An 18,690-nucleotide genomic window follows, 5' to 3' on the forward strand; every position below is an offset into this window, starting at 1 on the left:
GCGGACCGCCGCCTGCCGGACCACCGGGTGCGAGCCCCTGATCGAGGGTGCGTCCCGCCGCTTCGCCGCGGTCCGTCGCCCGCGCCGTCGGGCGCCGGCCGCGGTCCGGCCTGCTCCTGCGGCTCCTCCTACTCCCCCGGTTCTCCCTGTTCCCCCTGTTCCTGGAAGGCGGGCAGGGCGAAGATCCGCTCCTTCCCCGCCTCCTCCATCAGCTCGACGAGCGGCAGCACCAGCTCCCACAGGTCCTGCTTGTCGACCTCGCGCACGAGTCCTTCGAGCTCCGCGTCGCCCAGTCCGGCGGCGGCGTCGGCCACCACCTTGCGCGCCTCCTCGGGCAGTACGCCGACCAGCGGCAGGAAGGCGCCCCACAGCGCGGTCGCCACGACGGCCCGTACCACCCCGGTCAGCACGAGCGGGTCCCGCAGGGAGTCCAGCCGGGCCACCGCGAGGCGGTCCTCCTCGCCGAGCAGCGCCACGAGCGGGAGCAGCGACTCCCACAGGCCCTCGGCGTGCGTCACCCGGACGAGCGAGTCGAGTTCGGCCGCGCCGAGGCGGGCGGTGAGTTCGGCGATCCGCAGCCGCTGGTCGCCGCCGACCATCGCGGCGACACCGAGGGCTTCCTCCCAGAGCCCCTCGGCGGCGGCGGCCCGTACGACCGCGCCGAGGCGGTCGTCGCCCATGAGCTCCAGGATCCGGGGCAGCCGCTCGGGCAGGTCCACGTAGAAGCCGGCGCGCAGGATCGCCGCGTCGTCGACCTGGTCGAGGATCCGGCGGAGCACCTCGTCCCGCATGTGGCCGACGAACCGGCCCATGGTGAGGTGGTCGCGGTTCTCGGCGAGGGTGGTGGCGATGCGCACGACGAGCCCCTCGTCGAGCCGGTCGACGATCCCGGAGATCTTCCGCGGGTCCAGGTGCCCGCAGGCCTCGGCGGTGAAGGAGACGGGCAGCTTCTCGATGATGGCGGCGGCCCGGCCCGCCTCCAGCCGGCCGGCCACGCCGGCGGCGAGCCGCGGCCCGAGCGCCTTCTGCGAGATGGCGGCCGCCACCCCGGCCGGCACCAGTTTGGTCGCGGCGGCGATCCGGTCGAGCATCTCGGGTGCGCCGTCGTTCAGTACGCCGCTGACCTGCTCCCGGAACGTCCGTACGTCCTCGTCCGGCAGTGCGCGCAGGAAGCCGAGCTCCCCGGCGTCCGCGCCCACCAGCCGGGCGATCTTCTCCACTTCGGCGCGGCTCACCGGAACAGCACCTTGCGCACGGCCCCGCGCGCGAGGGCCGGAACCAGTCCCAGCGCCTCCTCGGCGGCCTGGTTCAGGCCTTCGGCCTGCCGCGCCCGCTCCGCTTTGAGCGCCTCGGCGAGCCGTACGAGCTCCCCGGCGTCCAGCTCCGCGAACGAAGCGGGCGGCCTGGCGCCCCCCAGCTCCCCGCCCAAACGACCCATTTCCTCATCTGTACGCACGGGACGACCTCCCACACCAGAGACGACACGACGGCTCGCGTCGAGCGTGAGCCTGAATTGACTAATAGTCAATACTCGCGGGTAGGGTCTGTGGCGGGCGACTTCAGCTCCCGCTCTCCACCAGCTCCTTGAGGACCGGCTCCAGCGCGGTGGCCCGTACGCCGAGCACGGCCTCGGTCTCGGAGGCGTCCAGGCGCAGCGCCCGGTCGTACATGTACGCCATCTCCGGGACCTCGGCCATCACCGCGTCCCGGGCGACCAGCTCCGCCAGCTCGACGGGTGTCATCCGCCGCAGCCGCGGGTCCGGCGCCCCCGCGGCTTCGGCGAGCCGGCCGGCCAGCGCCCGGATGGACAGCTCCGAGGCGGACGGCACGTGCCAGGCGCGGCCCCAGCCGTCCTCCCCTTCGCGGGCGCCGACGGCGATGAGGGTACGGGCCACGTCGCCCACGTAGGACCAGGCGTGCGCTTCGTCCAGGCCGACGGGGAAGACCGCCTCCGTGCCCGCGAGCACGGCCGGGACGGCCGTCCAGGTGAACAGGGAGAGCGCCCCCGCGCCGAGGAAGTCACTGGCCCGGACCTCGGCGGCGCGCACGCGCCCGGCCTCGTGGGCGGCCAGGGCCTGCTCCCAGATAGCGGCGCGCACCCGCCCCTTGTCCGAGGTCGGCCGCAGGGGCAGACCGGGGGTGAGGGGCTCCGCCGCGGATCCGTACCCGTACCCGTACCCGTAGAGGTTCCCCAGCATCACGTAGTCCGTGCCGGTCCGCTCGGCGGCGGTGAGCAGCGAGGCCGCCAGCGGGGGGAAGGCGGTGCGCCAGTCCTGATAGGCGGGCGCGGCCGCGTTGTAGAGGGTGCGCGCGCCCCGGAGCAGGTCGGTGAGGCGGTCGGTGTCGGTGATGTCGGCGGCGACCCGCTCGACGAGCGGATGCTCGGGCCCGCCGCCGCTGCGGGTGATGACACGGACCCGCTCGCCGGACGCGGCGAGCAGGCGGGCGGTGGCGGTGCCGATCGGGCCGGCGCCGGTGACGACGTGCACGGACATGGCCGTACTCCCTTACTGGAGGCTTGAGTTGATCACGCGTTGGATCAACTCTCGCCCCGGGCGCCGCCGTACAGTAGTGGCCTGAATGCCAGCAGTCCGGAGATTCGAGCCATGACGACCACTCCCGCACCCACTCCTCCGACGCACCGTCCGCACCGGGTGACGGTGATCGCGGTCCCCCCGGTGACCACCTTCGACCTGTCGATCCCGGAGGTGGTCTTCGGCGCGACGCGCCTCGGGGAGGACCCGGCCTACGAGGTGACGGTCTGCACCCCCACCCCCGGCGTCGTCGCCGCGGCGATCGGCATCGACATCGTCGTACGCCACGGCCTGGAGGCGATCGAGCGGGCCGACACGGTGATGGTGACGGGGACGGGCGCCCGGGTCAGCGCCGACCCGCGGGTCCTGGACGCCCTGCGGGCCGCCGCCGCGCGGGGCCGGCGGATCGCGTCCATCTGCACCGGCGCGTTCGTCCTCGCGCAGGCCGGCCTCCTCGACTCCCGGCGCGCCACGACCTTCTGGAGCATGTCGGAGGAGTTCAAGGAGCGCTTCCCGGCGGTCGACATCGTGCCGGGCGTGCTGTTCGTCGAGGACGACGGGGTGCTGACCTCGGCGGGGCTCTCCGCCGGGATCGACCTGTGCCTGCACATGGTGCGCGGCGACTACGGGGCCGCCGTCGCGAACGCCACCGCCCGCCTGGTGGTCGCGGCCCCCGCCCGGCCGGGCGGCCAGGCCCAGTTCATCGAGACGCCGCTCCCGGCCGACCGCGGCACCTCCCTGGCCGCGACCCGCGCCTGGGCGCTGGCCCGCCTGCACGAGCCGACGACCCTGGCCGAGCTGGCCCGGCACGCGGGCCTGAGCGTGCGCACCCTGACCCGCCGCTTCCGCGCCGAAACCGGTCTCAGCCCCCTGCAGTGGCTCCTGCACCAGCGTCTCCACCGTGCCCGCGAGATCCTGGAGACGACCGCCCTCCCCGTGGACCAGGTGGCCGCCCGGAGCGGCCTCGGCACGGCGGACTCCCTCCGCGCCCACCTGGTCCGCTCCACGGGACTCACCCCGACTGCCTACCGGGCCACGGCGCGGGTGCGGCGCCCGTAGAGTCGAGGGGGCGGCCGAAGCCAGTTGCGTTGGCTTCGGCCGCCTTGCGACGCCTTCCGTACCGCCCCTCCGTCAGGCCAGGCGGCGCAGCCACCATGAGCAGAAGCCGGCCAGCAGCCCGGAGAGGGCGAGGAAGATCCCCGTCTCGATCCACTGGAAGGTCCAGTAGCGGTCGGCGGGCTGGTACTCCACCACCACGTGGAGGTCGGACTTCGCGAAGCATTCGAGGGGCTCGACCTTGACGCCCGCGCAGCCTTCGGCGCCCCGGACCTCCTTGCCGGCCGCGTTCAGCACCGGGCCGGGCCCGGAGATGACCCAGTCGCCAGGCCTGAACACCCCTACCGTGAGGCGGGCGTTGTCGCCGGAACCCGTCAACCGGATGTCGTTCCCCCGCCAGTCGCCCTTCGCGCCACCGGACCTGGCATCGGTACCGGGCTCCGACATGCCGAGGGAGCTGAGTGCGACATCGGCGCGTTCCGGTGCCGCGTAATGCGGGCGGATCACGAAGGGCACGAGGATCTGGACCGCGGCCAAGAGGACGAGCGTGGCCGCCATCGCGGGCACGGTGCGCCGGATCAGCAGTCCCGCGCAGCACCCCGCGGTGAAGGCGAAGGCCGCGTAGCCGAGCGGGACGATCGCGCGGCCGCCGAACAGCAGGGGCGTGAACCGGTCCAGGGTGATCCCGTCGACGGGACCGGCCCACCAGGTCCCCAGGAGGCTGAGCAGTCCGGTGACGGCCATGGCGACGAGACCGACGACCCCGAGCTTGACCAGCAGCCAGCGGCCGCGGGTGATGCTCTGGTTCCAGACGAGCCGGTGGGTGCCGGCCTCCAGTTCGCGGGCGATCAGCGGGGCGCCCCAGAAGACCCCGACGGCGCCGGGTACGGCGATCAGCAGGCCCGTGACGTAGGCGGACAGCGTCTGGTACTCGGCGACCAGCGCGTCCTTGGCCGACTGGCAGCCGCCCTGGCAGCCGGCGATGGTGCTGTCGTAGGTGTCGCGCATCTGGAGGCCGGTGACCACGAGGAATATCGCGAGCGCGGCCAGGGCGGCGAGGGCGGCCAGTGTGTGGACGCGGTATTGGCGCCAGGTCAGCCAGATCATCGCTGGGTCTCCCGTGCGGGTCGGTGGCCGGGCCCGGCCACGGCCTGGCTCATGTAGGTGAGGACCAGGTCCTCCAGGTTGAGCGGCTCCAGGACCCAGGAGGGGTCGTGGATCGCGGTGGCGGCGCGCACGATGAAGGTGCTCTGGCGTTCGGTGTGGGTGGCCTGGATGACCCGCATCCCCTCCGGCAGGCTGTCCGCCTCGCGGCGGGCGGTGGTGAGCCGGAAGTGTGTGGCGAGCAGCTCGTCGACGTCGCCGCAGATCTGGACCCGTGAGGCGACCAGCGAGACCAGGTGGTCGCAGACCCGCTCCAGGTCGGAGACCAGGTGCGAGGAGAGCACTACGGTGACCCCCTCCTCGGCCACGAACTCCATCAGGCTCTGCAGGAACTCCCGCCGGGCCAGCGGGTCCAGAGCGGCGACCGGCTCGTCGAGGAGGAGGAGCTCGGGCCGCTTGGCCACCGCGAGCGTGAGGGCGACCTGGGCGCGCTGGCCGCCGGATAGCTTGCCGGCCTTCTGTGCGGGGTCCAGGCCGAGCCGCCGGATCCGCTCGTCCGCCAGCTGTGCGTCCCAGCCCGGGTTGAGCCGGGCGCCCAGTGTCAGGTGGTCGGCGATGGACAGCCCCGCGTAGGTGGGCGTGTCCTGGGCGACGAACCCGACCTTGGCCAGCTGCCCGGGCCCGGACGCGGGTCGCCCGCCGAGCACTTCGATGCTGCCGGAGGTCGGCCCGATCAGCCCGCAGGCCAGCTGCAGCAGGGTCGACTTCCCGGCCCCATTGGGCCCGACCAGCCCGACGACCCGCCCGGCCGGCAGGCTCAGGGTGCAGTCGGACAGCGCCTGTTTGCGGCCGTACCGCTTGCCCAGCGCCCGGGCTTCCAGAATGGCGGTCATTACCCCTCCTCGGTATGTGCGTCCGTACGGCTCCGGGTACGGAAGGTGCTCAGGAACAGGGCCTCGATGCTCTCCTCGTCCAACCCGGCTCCCCGCGCCTTGTCGAGCCACCGCTGCAGCTCCTGCCGCAGCGGCTCGTGCTCGGACAGCGAGGCGTCGCCGAGCGTTCCGGAGATGAAGGTGCCGACTCCGGGCTTCTTCGCGACCAGCCCCTCGTATTCGAGCTCCCGGTACGCCTTGAGCACGGTGTTCGGATTGATCGCCACCGAGGCGGCGACGTCCTTGACCGTCGGCAGCCGGTCCCCCTCGGCCAGCAGCCCCAACCGCAGGGCTTGGCGCACCTGGTGGATCAACTGCATGTACGGAGCGACGCCGGACCGGGCATCGAGGTGGAACTCGATCACTGTCCTCCTCTATTCATCTAGCTTCCTAGCACTATAGGACTCTAGCCGTGTGAACCTTGTCAAGGACCCCGCTCCACCGGCGGCCCTCACCAAGCGGACCCGGACACGCCACAGCGCCCGCCGCCCCTGGTCGGGGGCGTGGCGGGCGCCGTGGCGAGTGCCGTACTTGGTTGTCCGCGTCGAGGCCGGAGCCGCTGTCCAGGAGTCGGTTGCTAGCCGGCGGCGGCCGCCCCGGCGGCCCGCTCCAGCACCTCCAGCACGGTGTCGCGGAACAGGGTGGCCTTGTATCCGGTCTGCGGTAGCGGCCGGCAGCGGTCGAGCACCGTCGCGGCCGCCGCCGCGAGGAGCTCGGGGGTGACCTCCCGGCCGATCAGGACGGTCTCCACCTCCGGCAGCCGCAGCGGAACCCGTGCCACCCCGCCCGCCGCGACGGCGGCGTGCGTGACGGTGGCGCCGTCCAGCGCGAGCCGGGCGGTGGCCTCGACCAGGGGCCATTCGCCGTGGGCCCGGCTGGTGGCCCGGTGGCAGGCGGCGCGTTCGCCGGGCAGGGGCGGCGGCAGCAGGACCGCGGTGAGGATGCGGTCCGGTGCCAGCAGGTGGTCGACCCGGTGGAGCCGGTCTCCGTCCCCGTACAACTCGGCCACGGTGCGCGGCGATTCGCCGTGGATCTCGGCCCCGGCGTCGTAGGTGAGCAGGGCCATCGCGAGGGTCGACGGGTGCGGGGCGACGCACGGGCCGTCGCCGCTGATCACTCCGAAGTGGTGGTCTCCCTCGCGCGCGGGGCAGCCGGAGCCGCCCTTCTGGAGGCAGCTGAAGTGCGGATTGCGGTAGTACCAGCAGCGGTTGCGCTGGAGCAGGTTGCCGCCCACGGTGCCGGCGGCGCGGATCTGCGGGGTGGCCGCGGTCCCGGCCGACGCCGCGAGCGCGGGCCAGCCGGAGCGCACCCGCGGATCGGCGGTCAGCTCGGCGAGCGTGGTCAGGGCGCCGATCCGCAGCCCGCCGCCGGGCAGCGGGGTGCAGCCGCGCAGGCTGCCCGCGCCGTCGAGGTCGGTGAACGGGCCCGGGGCGATGCCGGCGCGCTGCCGGGCGGTGGTGTCGGTGCCACCGGCGCGCAGTTCCCCGCCGCGGGCCAGGACGGCGGCCGAGAGGTCGGTGAGGGTGGGCTCGGTGCTCACGTGGTCAGGCCTTCCAGGAGGCGGTCGGGGCGGATGGGCATGTCGTACGGGCGCAGGCCGGTGGCGTCGTGGACCGCGTTGGCCAGGGCTGCCGCGGTGGGCAGGGTGGCGATCTCGCCGAGGCCGACTCCGCCGCCGGGGACGTGTTCGAAGCCCTCCTGATGGAAGTGGACGGTGATCTCGGGGGTGTCTCCGATGCCGGGGATGCGGTAGTCCTCGAGGTTGTCGGTGAGCACCCGGCCGGTGGCCGGGTCGGTGCGCCGCTCCTCGAACAGGGCGTAGCCGACGCCCTGGATGACGGCGCCCTCGCACTGGCTCCGGGCCAGGCGCTCCTCGTGGATGCGGCCCGCGGCGATGCCGCTCCACACGCGCAGCGGGCGGATCCGGCCGAGCCGGGTGTCCACCTCCACCTCGGCGACCTGCACCGATCCGGTGAATCCGCGGCCGATCGCCACGCCCCCCATGGTCAGGTTGAGGGGGGTCACGAAGCCCCGGTGGTCCCGGGTGCGCCGGCCGGTGACCCGTACGCCGTTCGCAAGGCCCAACCGGGAGGCCACGTCGCCGTCACCGCCGCCGAGCGCCTCGCGCAGTCGCGCGGCGGCGTCCGCGGCGGCGGGCACGATCGACGGCGTGGTGCGGCTGCCGCCGGAGGTGGGGCCGTGGACGGTGTCGCTGTGCCCGACCTCGGCGCGCACCCTCTCCTGCGGTACGCCGAGCCCTTCGGCGACGGCCCGGCGCAGTACGGTGCGCGAGCCCGTGCCCATGTCCTGCACGGCGCAGCGGGCGACGACGATCCCGTCCTCGACGGTGAGCTCGACCTCGGTGACGGGGTCGAGGAAGTACAGCCAGTTGGCCGCCGCGACGCCGACGCCCCGGCGGAAGCGCCCGGTGCCGCCGCGGGTGCCCGTCCAGGCGGGGAGCGCCGAGGCCAGGTCGTAGAGCGCGTGGCGCTTCGGGTTCCCGTCCCAGCGGCGGCGCAGTGCGATGGGGTCCTGGCCGAGCCGGTGGGCCATCTCGTCGACGGCCTGCTCCAGGGCCCAGCACATCGTGGGGCCGCCGGGGCCGCGGAACGGGGCGCCCGGCGGCCGGTGGGTGACGGTGTCGAAGTCCCGTAGCCGGCGCGGGGCCTTGCCGTACATGAACCGGGCCAGCGCCGCGACGGTGCCGCCCACCGAGACCCCGCCGTCGGTGTCCGCGTCCATGGCCAGCGCGCTCAGCCCGCCGGCGGCGTCGGCGGCCATCGCCAGCCGGATCCGGGTGCCGGGCCGGTACCCGCCGTCGGTGAGCTCCTCGTCCCGGTCCAGCACCACCCGTACCGGGGCGCCGTGCAGCCGGGCCAGCTCCACCGCGGCGACCACGTCGGAGGTCAGCCCCATCTTGCAGCCGAAGCCGCCGCCGACGTGGACGGCCCGGGCCACGACCCGGTCGAGGGGCACGCCGAAGCGCTCGGCGGCGAGTACGGCCACCTGTTTGACCGACTGCGTGGACACTTCCAGGTGGAGGGTGCCGTCGACCCACTCCGCCAGGCAGGCGTGCGGTTCGAGCGGCGTATGGCTCTGCGCGGCGGTCGTGAACACCCCCTCGACCACCCGCTCGGGGTTGTGCTTCCGTGCCTCGATGATGCGGCGCACGGCCGTGGCGGGCCGCTTGCTCATCGCGGACGGCCCGCGCCGGTTGCCGCGCCAGCGGGCGGGCGTCAGCTGGGGAGCCTCGCCGGACCCGGGCGCCAGCTTGCGCGCCGCCTTGTCCTCGTAGACCAGCGGCCCCTCGCCGGCCCGGGACCGGCTCACATCGAGGGCGGCCGGCAGCACCTCGTACTCCACCGTGACCCGCTCGGCGGCCGCCCGCGCGGAGGCCCGGTCCGCCGCGGCGACCGCCGCCACGGGCTGCCCGACGTACCGGACCACCCCGTCGGGGGGCAGCAGCGGCACCACCGCCACGTCCCCGGCTTCCAGGGACCGTACGTGCGCATGCGCGTGCGGCGAGCGGATGATCACCCCCTCCAGCAGCCCCTCGGGCCGGTGATCGGTGGTGTACCGGGCCGACCCGTCGACCTTCTCCGGAGCCTCGGCGCGCGGGACCGGCCCCTGCACCCCATCCGTCTCGTACTCCCCCGCACAGGCCGCCGCCACGGCGCTGAAGATCCCCTCATAGGCACCGCACCGGCACAGGTGGCCCGCCAGCGCCTCCGCGATCTCCTCCCGCCCCGGCCTGCTCCGCCCGTGCGCGGCCCGCCACCGCTCGAAGAACGCGGCCGCCTCGACCACGAACCCGGGCGTGCAGTAACCGCACTGGAGGGCGTCCTCACCGGCGAAGGCACGCCCGACCGGGTGACCGGCCAGTCCCTCCACCGTCGTGACCCGCCGCCCGGCCAGCCGCACCGCCGGCGTCAGACACGCCACCCGCGGCTCACCGTCGACCTGCACCGTGCAGGCCCCGCACACCCCGCCGGCGCAGACCAGCTTGGTCCCGGTCAGCCCCAACTGGTCCCGCACCACCTCCACGGCAGCCGGATCACCGTCCACGTCCACCACACACGGGACGCCATTGACCTCGAACTCCACGGGACGCACTCCTCAACGTGGGGGCGACGACCCCCACACCACCCGGGCTCGCCTTCACCCCCCTTGATAACCCGCCCCCGCCCACCCCGCAGCTCGGCACGGCGAACGGTCCCGCCCCCGGAACGCCACAACGCCCGCCACCCCTGGTCGGGGACGTGGCGGGCGTCGTGTCACCGTCATTCACCTCACGCCGAGCCCAGCTTGAACCCGGCCCGGACCGTCTTGCCCACTCGCTCGTCGCGGATCTGGAACTCGTCCGCGAGCTCGGACACGCAGAGCCGTATGTCGTCCCGCCGCTCGCACACGCCCCAATCGCCGAGCGTGTCACTAACGTGGGCACCGGCAGAGAGCGACGGACACCCAGGAGGCAGCGTGAGCGGCAGCGGATGGACCAGCACGTCGATGCCGTACCTGACCCCTCGCGCCGACGGGGGCTCCGACGCCTGGACCGCCGAGGCTGAGGCCGCGGGCCGCCGCGGCGCGCAGCGCATCCTGCACGCCGGGGAGACCGGCGCCCCGGCAGAGGTCGCCCGCATGCTCGACCTCACGAGCGGGGAAACGGTCATCGTCCGCCGCCGGATCATCGAACTCGACGGCGAGCCAACCGAATTGACCGACACCTACTACCCTGCCGACATCGCCGCGGGCACCCCGCTGGCCGGCACGGCAAAGATCCGAGGCGGCGCGGTGACCCTGCTGGCCGGGCTGGGACACATCGGCGTACGGGCCGTCGAGAACGTGACGGCGCGGATGCCGGGCCCCGAGGAGCGGGAGCACCTGCGCCTCGGACCGGGCGAACCGGTCCTTCAACTCGCCCGGACCACCTACGACTCGGCGGGCCGGCCGATCCAGGCCGACGTGATGGTCATGCCTGCCGGACGCCGGCAGTTGCGGTACGAGATCGACATCGAGGCCGCATGACCCTGTCCAGCGCCGCCGCCTCGGGGCCCGACCCCCGACGGCTCCACGCCCGCATCGCCGCCGATCTCCGTGACGAGACGGAACTCGGCTTCCCGCCCTACCGCAGCGTGGACCGGCTCTCCGCCCGCGTCGCGACGCAGGACCAGTACACCGCCCTGCGGCTACCCGGCGACCTCCCCGTCCTGCGGACCCTACGTACGGTTTACAGCGCGGAGGGACAGCCGATCGAGGTCACCGTCATGGTGAAGGCAGGCCACCTGTACGAGCTCCAGTACGAGTTCACGCCCGAAGCCTGACCACCCCGGAACGCCACAACGCCCGCCACCCCTGGTCGGGGACGTGGCGGGCGTTGTGTCAGAGTCCCGTACACCGTTGTACGGACCGTATGAGGGGTCCCGGCCGGGGCCGGGGGTACTACGCAACCTCAATGACCACCCGACGGCCGGAGGCCGGCGCAGCCGGGCGAAGCCCGGGAGGCCGCCTGCGGCCGAGCGGTGCGCGAGCACGGCGTCCAGAAGGAGTCGTGGCGGGCGTTGTGTCAGAGTCCCGTACACCGTTGTACGGACCGAATGAGGGGTCCCGGCCGGGGCCGGGGGTACTACGCAACCTCAATGACCACCCGACGGCCGGAGGCCGGCGCAGCCGGGCGAAGCCCGGGAGGCCGCCTGCGGCCGAGCGGTGCGAGCACGGCGTCGAGCATCAGACGGTGATCGAGCGGTCCGTCGGCTTGACCGGGTACGGGAGGGCGCTGGTGCCGGTCAGGAAGCGGTCCACGCCGCGGGCGGCCGAGCGGCCTTCCGCGATGGCCCAGACGATCAGCGACTGGCCGCGGCCGGCGTCGCCGGCGACGAAGACGCCGTCGACGTTGGTCGCGTAGGAGGCGTCGCGCTCGATGTTGCCGCGGGCGTCCATCGCCAGGCCGAACTGCGCCGTGAGGCCGTTCTCCTGGTCGGTGCCGGTGAAGCCCATCGCCAGGGTGACCAGCTGCGCGGGGAGGACGCGCTCGGTGCCGGACTTCTGGACGAGCTTGCCGTCCTCGAAGGCGACCTCGACCAGGTGGAGGGCCTGGACGTTGCCGTCCTCGTCGCCCTCGAAGTGGGTGGTGGAGACGGAGTAGATCCGCTCGCCGCCCTCCTCGTGAGCAGAGGTGACCTTGTACAGCATGGGGAACGTCGGCCAGGGCTGGCCGGTCGGCCGGTCCTCGGACGGACGCGGCATGATCTCCAGCTGCGTGACCGAGGCCGCGCCCTGGCGGTGGGCGGTGCCCACGCAGTCCGCGCCGGTGTCTCCGCCGCCGATGACGACCACGTGCTTGCCCTCGGCCGTGATGGGGGGCGCCATGAAGTCGCCCTCCTGGACCTTGTTCGCGAGGGGGAGGTACTCCATCGCGAAGTGGATGCCCTTGAGGTCGCGCCCCGGGACCGGGAGGTCGCGGGAGACGGTCGCGCCCGCCGCGATGACGACCGCGTCGAACCGCTTGCGCAGGTCGGTGGCGGTGATGTCGCGGCCGACCTCGACGCCGGTACGGAACTTGGTGCCCTCCGCGCGCATCTGCTCGATGCGGCGGTTGATGTGCACCTTCTCCATCTTGAACTCGGGGATGCCGTAGCGCAGCAGCCCGCCGATGCGGTCGGCGCGCTCGTACACCACCACGGTGTGGCCGGCCCGGGTCAGCTGCTGGGCCGCGGCGAGACCCGCCGGGCCGGAGCCGATGACCGCGGCGGTCTTGCCCGACAGGCGCTCGGGCGCCTGCGGGGTGACGTCGCCGTTGTCCCACGCCTTGTCGATGATCGAGACTTCGACGTTCTTGATGGTGACGGCCGGCTGGTTGATGCCGAGCACGCACGCCGACTCACAGGGAGCGGGGCACAGGCGGCCCGTGAACTCCGGGAAGTTGTTCGTGGCGTGCAGACGCTCGGACGCCGCCGTCCAGTCCTCGCGGTACGCGAAGTCGTTCCACTCGGGGATCAGGTTCCCGAGCGGGCAGCCGTTGTGGCAGAACGGGATGCCGCAGTCCATGCAGCGGCCGGCCTGCTTGCTGATGATCGGCAGCAGCGAGCCCGGAACGTAGACCTCGTTCCAGTCCCCCAGGCGCTCGGCCACAGGACGGGTGCAGGCGGTCTCGCGCGGGGTGGTGAGGAAGCCCTTCGGGTCAGCCATTGGTCGCCGCCTCCATCATCTTCTCCGTGGTCTCGGACTCGGAGAGTCCGGCGAGCTCAGCGGCGTCCTTGGCGGCGAGCACTGCCTTGTACGTGGTCGGGATGATCTTGCTGAAGCGGGCCGCCGAGGCGGTCCAGTCAGCCAGGAGCTTCGCGGCCACGGTCGAGCCGGTCTCCTCCTCGTGGCGGCGCACCACATCGTGCAGCCACTGGGAGTCGGTGTCGGACAGGGCTTCGAGCGCGCCCGTGTTGCCGACGTTGACGTTGGCCGGGTCCAGGTCGATGACGTACGCGACGCCGCCCGACATGCCCGCCGCGAAGTTGCGGCCCGTCTCACCGAGGACGACCGCGGTGCCGCCGGTCATGTACTCGCAGCCGTGGTCGCCCACGCCTTCCGAGACGACCAGGGCGCCGGAGTTGCGGACGCAGAAGCGCTCGCCGGTGCGGCCGCGCAGGAACAGCTCGCCGCCGGTGGCGCCGTAGCCGATCGTGTTGCCCGCGATGGTCGAGTACTCGGCCAGGTGGTCGGCGCCGCGGTCGGGACGGACCACGACGCGGCCGCCGGAGAGGCCCTTGCCGACGTAGTCGTTGGCGTCGCCCTCCAGGCGCAGGGTCACACCCTTCGGCAGGAAGGCGCCGAAGGACTGGCCGGCGGAACCGGTGAAGGTCAGGTCGATGGTGTTGTCGGGCAGGCCCGCACCGCCGAACTTCTTCGTGACCTCGTGGCCGAGCATGGTGCCGACCGTGCGGTTGATGTTGCGGATCGCGACCTGGGCGCGGACCGGCTGCGCGGTCTCGGCCGAGTCGGCGTTCAGCGCGTCCGCGGCGAGGCGGATGAGCTCGTTGTCGAGCGCCTTCTCCAGACCGTGGTCCTGCTCGATCAGGGCGTGGCGGACCGCGCCCTCGGGCAGCTCCGGCACGTAGAAGAGCGGCTCCAGGTCGAGACCCTGCGCCTTCCAGTGCGTGACGGCCTTGCTGGTGTCGAGGAGCTCGGCGTGACCGACGGCCTCCTCGATCGTGCGGAAGCCCAGCTCGGCGAGGAGCTCGCGCACCTCCTCCGCGATGAACTCGAAGAAGTTGACGACGAACTCGGGCTTGCCGGAGAAGCGGTCGCGCAGGACCGGGTTCTGGGTGGCGATGCCGACCGGGCAGGTGTCCAGGTGGCAGACGCGCATCATGACGCAGCCGGAGACGACGAGCGGCGCGGTCGCGAAACCGAACTCCTCGGCGCCGAGCAGCGCGGCGATGATGACGTCGCGGCCGGTCTTGAGCTGGCCGTCCGTCTGGACCACGATGCGGTCGCGCAGCCCGTTGAGCAGCAGGGTCTGCTGGGTCTCGGCGAGGCCGAGCTCCCAGGGACCGCCCGCGTGCTTCAGCGAGGTGAGCGGGGAGGCGCCCGTACCGCCGTCGTGGCCGGAGATGAGGACGACGTCCGCGTGGGCCTTGGAGACACCGGCCGCGACCGTACCCACGCCGACCTCGGAGACCAGCTTCACGTGGATGCGGGCGACCGGGTTGGCGTTCTTGAGGTCGTGGATCAGCTGAGCCAGGTCCTCGATGGAGTAGATGTCGTGGTGCGGCGGCGGGGAGATCAGGCCGACGCCCGGGGTGGAGTGCCGGGTCTTGGCGACCCACGGGTAGACCTTGTGGCCGGGCAGCTGGCCGCCCTCGCCGGGCTTGGCACCCTGCGCCATCTTGATCTGGATGTCGTCCGCGTTGACCAGGTACTCGCTCGTGACGCCGAAGCGGCCGGAGGCGACCTGCTTGATGGAGGAGCGGCGCGCCGGGTCGTAGAGGCGGTCCGGGTCCTCGCCGCCCTCACCGGTGTTGGACTTGGCGCCCAACTGGTTCATGGCGATGGCGAGGGTCTCGTGCGCCTCCTTGGAGATGGAGCCGTACGACATGGCGCCGGTGGAGAAGCGCTTGACGATGTCGGCGACCGACTCGACCTCGTCGATGGAGATGGCTTCCCGCTCGGACTTGAAGCCGAACAGGCCGCGGAGCGTCATCAGGCGCTCGGACTGCTCGTTCACCCGGTCCGTGTACTGCTTGAAGATGTCGTACCGGCGGTTGCGCGTGGCGTGCTGCAGGCGGAAGACCGTGTCCGGGTCGAACAGGTGCGGCTCGCCCTCGCGGCGCCACTGGTACTCGCCGCCGATCTCCAGCGCGCGGTGCGTGGCCGCGATGCCGGAGGCCGGGTACGCCTTGGTGTGACGCGCGGCCACCTCCTTGGCGATGACGTCCAGGCCGGCGCCGCCGATCTTGGTGGCGGTGCCCGCGAAGTACGCCGCGACGAACTCCTCGTTCAGGCCGACGGCCTCGAAGACCTGCGCGCCGCGGTAGGAGGCGACGGTGGAGATGCCCATCTTGGACATGACCTTCAGGACGCCCTTGCCGAGCGCGTAGATCAGGTTCTTGATGGCCTGCTCCGGCTCGAGGCCGGACAGGAAGGTACCGGCGCGCAGGAGGTCCTCGACGGACTCCATGGCGAGGTACGGGTTGACCGCGGCAGCGCCGTAGCCGATGAGCAGCGCGACGTGGTGGACCTCGCGGACGTCACCGGCCTCGACCAGCAGACCCACCTGGGTGCGCTGCTTGGTGGCGATGAGGTGGTGGTGCACGGCCGAGGTGAGCAGCAGCGACGGGATCGGCGCGTGCTCGGCGTCGGAGTGACGGTCCGAGAGGACGATCAGGTGCGCGCCGTTCTCGATGGCCGCGTCGACCTCGCCGCGGATCTCCTCGAGGCGGGCGGCCAGCGCCGCGCCGCCGCCCGAGACCCGGTACAGGCCCGAGAGGGTGGCGGCCTTCATGCCCGGCATGTCGCCGTCGGCGTTGACGTGGATGAGCTTGGCCAGCTCGTCGTTGTCGATCACCGGGAACGGCAGCGTGACGCTGCGGCAGGAGGCTGCGGTCGGCTCCAGCAGGTTGCCCTGCGGGCCGAGCGAGGACAGCAGCGAGGTGACGAGCTCCTCGCGGATGGCGTCCAGCGGCGGGTTGGTGACCTGCGCGAAGAGCTGGGTGAAGTAGTCGAAGAGCAGCCGGGGGCGCTCGGACAGGGCCGCGATCGGGGAGTCCGTACCCATGGAGCCGAGCGGCTCGCCTGCGGTGCGGGCCATCGGCGCGAGGATGACGCGGAGCTCTTCCTCGGTGTAGCCGAAGGTCTGCTGGCGGCGGGTGACCGAGGCGTGGGTGTGCACGATGTGCTCACGCTCGGGCAGGTCCGTCAGCTCGATCTCGCCCGTCTCCAGCCATTCGGCGTACGGGTGCTCCGCGGCCAGCGCGTCCTTGATCTCGTCGTCTTCGATGATCCGCTTCTGGGCGGTGTCGACGAGGAACATCTTGCCGGGCTGCAGGCGGCCCTTGCGGACGACCTTGGCCGGGTCGATGTCCAGGACGCCGACCTCGGAGGAGAGCACGACGAAGTCGTCGTCGGTGACCCAGTAGCGACCGGGGCGCAGACCGTTGCGGTCGAGGACCGCGCCGACCTGGGTGCCGTCGGTGAAGGTGACGCAGGCGGGGCCGTCCCACGGCTCCATCTGCGTGGAGTGGTACTTGTAGAACGCGCGGCGGGCCGGCGACATGGAGGTGTGGTTCTCCCACGCCTCCGGGATCATCATCAGCACGCTGTGCGGGAGGGACCGGCCGCCGAGGTGGAGCAGCTCCAGGACCTCGTCGAAGGAGGCCGAGTCGGAGGCGTCCGGGGTGCAGATCGGGAAGATCCGCTCAAGGGCGCCCTCGCCGAAGAGGCCGGAGGCCAGCTGGGACTCGCGGGCCCGCATCCAGTTCCGGTTGCCCTTGACCGTGTTGATCTCGCCGTTGTGCGCGACGAAGCGGTACGGGTGGGCCAGCGGCCACGACGGGAAGGTGTTCGTCGAGAACCGGGAGTGGACCAGGGCGATCGCGGAGGCGAAGCGGCGGTCCGAGAGGTCCGGGAAGAAGGGCTCCAGCTGGCCGGTGGTCAGCATGCCCTTGTAGACGATCGTGCGGGCGGAGAGCGACGGGAAGTAGACCCCGGCCTCGCGCTCGGCGCGCTTGCGCAGCACGAAGGCCTTGCGGTCCAGCTCGATGCCGCTCGTCCCGTTGCTCACGAAGAGCTGCGAGAAGGCCGGCATGGTGGCGCGGGCGCCGTTGCCGAGCAGGTCGGGGGTGACCGGAACCTCGCGCCAGCCGAGAACCGTGAGGTTCTCCTCGGCGGCGATGGCCTCGATCCGCTCCACGGCGACGGCCTGTGCGGTGCCGTCGGCGGGGAGGAAGGCGATGCCGACGGCGTACGCGCCGGCCTCGGGAAGGTCGAAACCGGCCACGTCGCGCAGGAACGCGTCCGGGACCTGGGAGAGGATGCCGGCGCCGTCGCCCGAGTCGGGCTCGGATCCGGTGGCGCCTCGGTGCTCGAGGTTCCGCAATACGGTCAGCGCCTGCTCGACCAGCGTATGGCTGGCCTCGCCGGTGAGGTTGGCCACAAAGCCGACGCCACAGGCGTCGTGCTCGTTGCGCGGGTCGTACATGCCCTGCTGGGCGGGGCGACCGTCCATGGGCGACCAGGCGGTGTTGCTGAGGCCGGTCGCGGAGTGCGTGGATGCGGAACGCATCGGCTCTCCCGTCGTCGTCGTGGCATATGTGCATAGCCGAGGGACGACGTTGGCCCTCTGCGAAATTTCGTGCAGATTACATGATGACGACAATCCCGCGAAGCGGATATGCCATTCCAGCATGCGGACACTGCACGGAGCAGGCAAGAGGGGACTTTCGCAGGTGTCCGGCATCGGGACACGGGACGAAGGTCCCGGGAGGGGCGGGCCTCATTGCCCGGCGCCCAGGGGGTCTGATGCCCGGCGGACACAGGATCGAAACCGCCGAGTAACTGACTACTTATGTTGCGTACTGCATAGTGTCTCACTCCCTGCACGGTCAGCCTACGGCTCCGCCGATCCAGGTTCCCAGGATGTACGTCACACCCGCGGCCGCGCCACCCAGGACGAGCTGGCGCAATCCGCTGTACCACCAGGACCGGGCCGTGACCCGGGAGACCACCGCGCCGCAGAGGAAGAGACCCACCAGGGCCGCGAGCACCGCGGGCCACAGGACGGTCACGCCGAGCAGGTAGGGCAGCAGCGGGACGAGCGCGCCGAGCGCGAACGAGCCGAAGGAGGACACGGCCGCGACCATCGGCGACGGCAGGTCGTCCGGGTCGATCCCGAGCTCCTCGCGGGCGTGGATCTCCAGCGCCTGCTCCGGGTCGCGGGAGAGCTGCATGGCGACCTCGCGGGCCAGCGCCGGCTCGACGCCGCGCGAGACGTAGAGCTCGGCCAGCTCCTCCATCTCGTCAATGGGGTGCTTGCGCAACTGCTGCCGCTCTATGTCCAGTTCGGCGAGCACGAGTTCGCGCTGCGAGGCGACCGAGGTGTACTCCCCCGCCGCCATGGAGAAGGCTCCGGCGGCGAGGCCGGCCAGGCCGGTGACGACGATGACGTGCGGGGCGACGGCGCCGCCGGCCACACCGGTCATCAGAGCGAGGTTGGAGACGAGCCCGTCCATCGCACCGAAGACCGCCGGGCGCAGCCATCCGCCGTTGACGTCACGGTGGGTGTGGTTGTCGCGGTGGGCGGTGTGAAGCGGTGCTTCGATATCGATGATGGACATACCGGCTATCTCCTCTTTTGTACGAGTGGGTGCACAGAGCTGTGCCATGGACGACGCGCTGACACCCACTCCCCCTGAACTCCTCGAAACTACGCACGATTTTTGGCGCCCGCCAGCAAGGAAGGCCGTACTTACCTGGGGTTTTGGGGATCGGCGACCGGGTGACGGCGGCCCGCAGCGGGTGTTTCGCGACGAGCGACAAACCACATGCCATGGCACAAATCCCCCAAGGGCTCAATA

General features: G+C 72.3%; 13 protein-coding genes and 1 pseudogene. 3 read left to right on the top strand and 11 right to left on the bottom strand.

What is annotated here, in order from left to right; translation table 11 throughout:
* Positions 1–128 precede the first annotated feature (128 nt).
* The 3 genes from ACODT5_RS27520 to ACODT5_RS27530 form a co-directional block, all read right to left on the bottom strand.
* Positions 129–1,235, bottom strand: a complete 1,107-nt coding sequence (locus ACODT5_RS27520; RefSeq protein WP_422521889.1) for a hypothetical protein — start codon at positions 1,233–1,235, stop codon at positions 129–131.
* The gene (locus tag ACODT5_RS27525; RefSeq protein WP_385370890.1) at positions 1,232–1,438 is read right to left on the bottom strand and encodes a hypothetical protein; all 207 of its coding nucleotides are present in this window, start codon (positions 1,436–1,438) and stop codon (positions 1,232–1,234) included. Before ACODT5_RS27525 ends, ACODT5_RS27520 begins: the two co-directional genes overlap by 4 nt.
* 121 nt (positions 1,439–1,559) lie before the next feature.
* Positions 1,560–2,495, bottom strand: a complete 936-nt coding sequence (locus ACODT5_RS27530) for an NAD-dependent epimerase/dehydratase family protein (RefSeq protein ID WP_422521890.1) — start codon at positions 2,493–2,495, stop codon at positions 1,560–1,562.
* Between the two features lie 111 nt (positions 2,496–2,606).
* Here ACODT5_RS27530 and ACODT5_RS27535 point away from each other — a divergent pair, with 111 nt between their 5' ends.
* Complete coding sequence (locus ACODT5_RS27535) at positions 2,607–3,593, top strand: GlxA family transcriptional regulator (RefSeq protein ID WP_422521891.1); 987 nt, start codon at positions 2,607–2,609, stop codon at positions 3,591–3,593.
* 72 nt (positions 3,594–3,665) lie between these two features.
* On the opposite strand, the gene ACODT5_RS27540 is transcribed toward ACODT5_RS27535, so the two are convergent.
* The 5 genes from ACODT5_RS27540 to ACODT5_RS27560 form a co-directional block, all read right to left on the bottom strand.
* Entirely contained in the window at positions 3,666–4,697 is a 1,032-nt protein-coding gene (locus ACODT5_RS27540; protein WP_422521892.1) for an ABC transporter permease subunit, read from the bottom strand.
* On the bottom strand, positions 4,694–5,587 hold the full coding sequence (locus ACODT5_RS27545; RefSeq protein ID WP_422521893.1) for an ABC transporter ATP-binding protein: 894 nt from the start codon (positions 5,585–5,587) through the stop codon (positions 4,694–4,696). The genes ACODT5_RS27540 and ACODT5_RS27545 overlap by 4 nt, the downstream gene beginning before the upstream one ends.
* Positions 5,587–5,991 (bottom strand): GntR family transcriptional regulator, encoded by a 405-nt coding sequence (locus ACODT5_RS27550; protein WP_422521894.1) that lies wholly within the window; start codon positions 5,989–5,991, stop codon positions 5,587–5,589. Before ACODT5_RS27550 ends, ACODT5_RS27545 begins: the two co-directional genes overlap by 1 nt.
* A 212-nt stretch (positions 5,992–6,203) precedes the next feature.
* On the bottom strand, positions 6,204–7,166 hold the full coding sequence (locus ACODT5_RS27555; protein WP_422521895.1) for an FAD binding domain-containing protein: 963 nt from the start codon (positions 7,164–7,166) through the stop codon (positions 6,204–6,206).
* Positions 7,163–9,730: a molybdopterin-dependent oxidoreductase gene (locus ACODT5_RS27560; protein ID WP_422521896.1), complete on the bottom strand. Its 2,568-nt coding sequence runs from the start codon at positions 9,728–9,730 to the stop codon at positions 7,163–7,165. Before ACODT5_RS27560 ends, ACODT5_RS27555 begins: the two co-directional genes overlap by 4 nt.
* Positions 9,731–10,102: 372 nt before the next feature.
* Here ACODT5_RS27560 and ACODT5_RS27565 point away from each other — a divergent pair, with 372 nt between their 5' ends.
* Both ACODT5_RS27565 and ACODT5_RS27570 read left to right on the top strand, forming a co-directional pair.
* Positions 10,103–10,651, top strand: a complete 549-nt coding sequence (locus tag ACODT5_RS27565; protein ID WP_422521897.1) for a GntR family transcriptional regulator — start codon at positions 10,103–10,105, stop codon at positions 10,649–10,651.
* A gap of 80 nt (positions 10,652–10,731) precedes the next feature.
* A pseudogene (locus ACODT5_RS27570) lies at positions 10,732–10,947 on the top strand (UTRA domain-containing protein); the annotation flags it as partial.
* 403 nt (positions 10,948–11,350) lie between these two features.
* Here ACODT5_RS27570 and ACODT5_RS27575 read toward each other — a convergent pair.
* The 3 genes from ACODT5_RS27575 to ACODT5_RS27585 all read right to left on the bottom strand — a co-directional run bounded on the left by ACODT5_RS27575 (position 11,351) and on the right by ACODT5_RS27585 (position 18,450).
* Complete coding sequence (locus tag ACODT5_RS27575; RefSeq protein ID WP_422521898.1) at positions 11,351–12,811, bottom strand: glutamate synthase subunit beta; 1,461 nt, start codon at positions 12,809–12,811, stop codon at positions 11,351–11,353.
* Entirely contained in the window at positions 12,804–17,342 is a 4,539-nt protein-coding gene (gene gltB / locus ACODT5_RS27580; RefSeq protein ID WP_422525055.1) for a glutamate synthase large subunit, read from the bottom strand. The genes ACODT5_RS27575 and gltB overlap by 8 nt, the downstream gene beginning before the upstream one ends.
* Before the next feature lie 376 nt (positions 17,343–17,718).
* A complete protein-coding gene (locus ACODT5_RS27585) occupies positions 17,719–18,450 on the bottom strand; it encodes a VIT1/CCC1 transporter family protein (RefSeq protein WP_403709671.1) in 732 nt (243 codons plus the stop codon).
* Positions 18,451–18,690 lie beyond the last annotated feature (240 nt).

Origin of the sequence: Streptomyces tatrensis (assembly GCF_049310065.1) — a bacterium.
In the GTDB taxonomy this organism is placed as follows: Bacteria; Actinomycetota; Actinomycetes; order Streptomycetales; family Streptomycetaceae; genus Streptomyces.

Bases quoted from the DNA above. Each gene is read 5' to 3' on its own strand.
- ACODT5_RS27525 (WP_385370890.1), bottom strand. From the start codon at position 1,438: ATGGGTCGTTTGGGCGGGGAGCTGGGGGGCGCCAGGCCGCCCGCTTCG.
- ACODT5_RS27530 (WP_422521890.1), bottom strand. From the start codon at position 2,495: ATGTCCGTGCACGTCGTCACCGGCGCCGGCCCGATCGGCACCGCCACC.
- ACODT5_RS27535 (WP_422521891.1), top strand. From the start codon at position 2,607: ATGACGACCACTCCCGCACCCACTCCTCCGACGCACCGTCCGCACCGG.
- ACODT5_RS27540 (WP_422521892.1), bottom strand. From the start codon at position 4,697: ATGATCTGGCTGACCTGGCGCCAATACCGCGTCCACACACTGGCCGCC.
- ACODT5_RS27545 (WP_422521893.1), bottom strand. From the start codon at position 5,587: ATGACCGCCATTCTGGAAGCCCGGGCGCTGGGCAAGCGGTACGGCCGC.
- ACODT5_RS27575 (WP_422521898.1), bottom strand. From the start codon at position 12,811: ATGGCTGACCCGAAGGGCTTCCTCACCACCCCGCGCGAGACCGCCTGC.
- gltB (WP_422525055.1), bottom strand. From the start codon at position 17,342: ATGGACGGTCGCCCCGCCCAGCAGGGCATGTACGACCCGCGCAACGAG.
- ACODT5_RS27585 (WP_403709671.1), bottom strand. From the start codon at position 18,450: ATGTCCATCATCGATATCGAAGCACCGCTTCACACCGCCCACCGCGAC.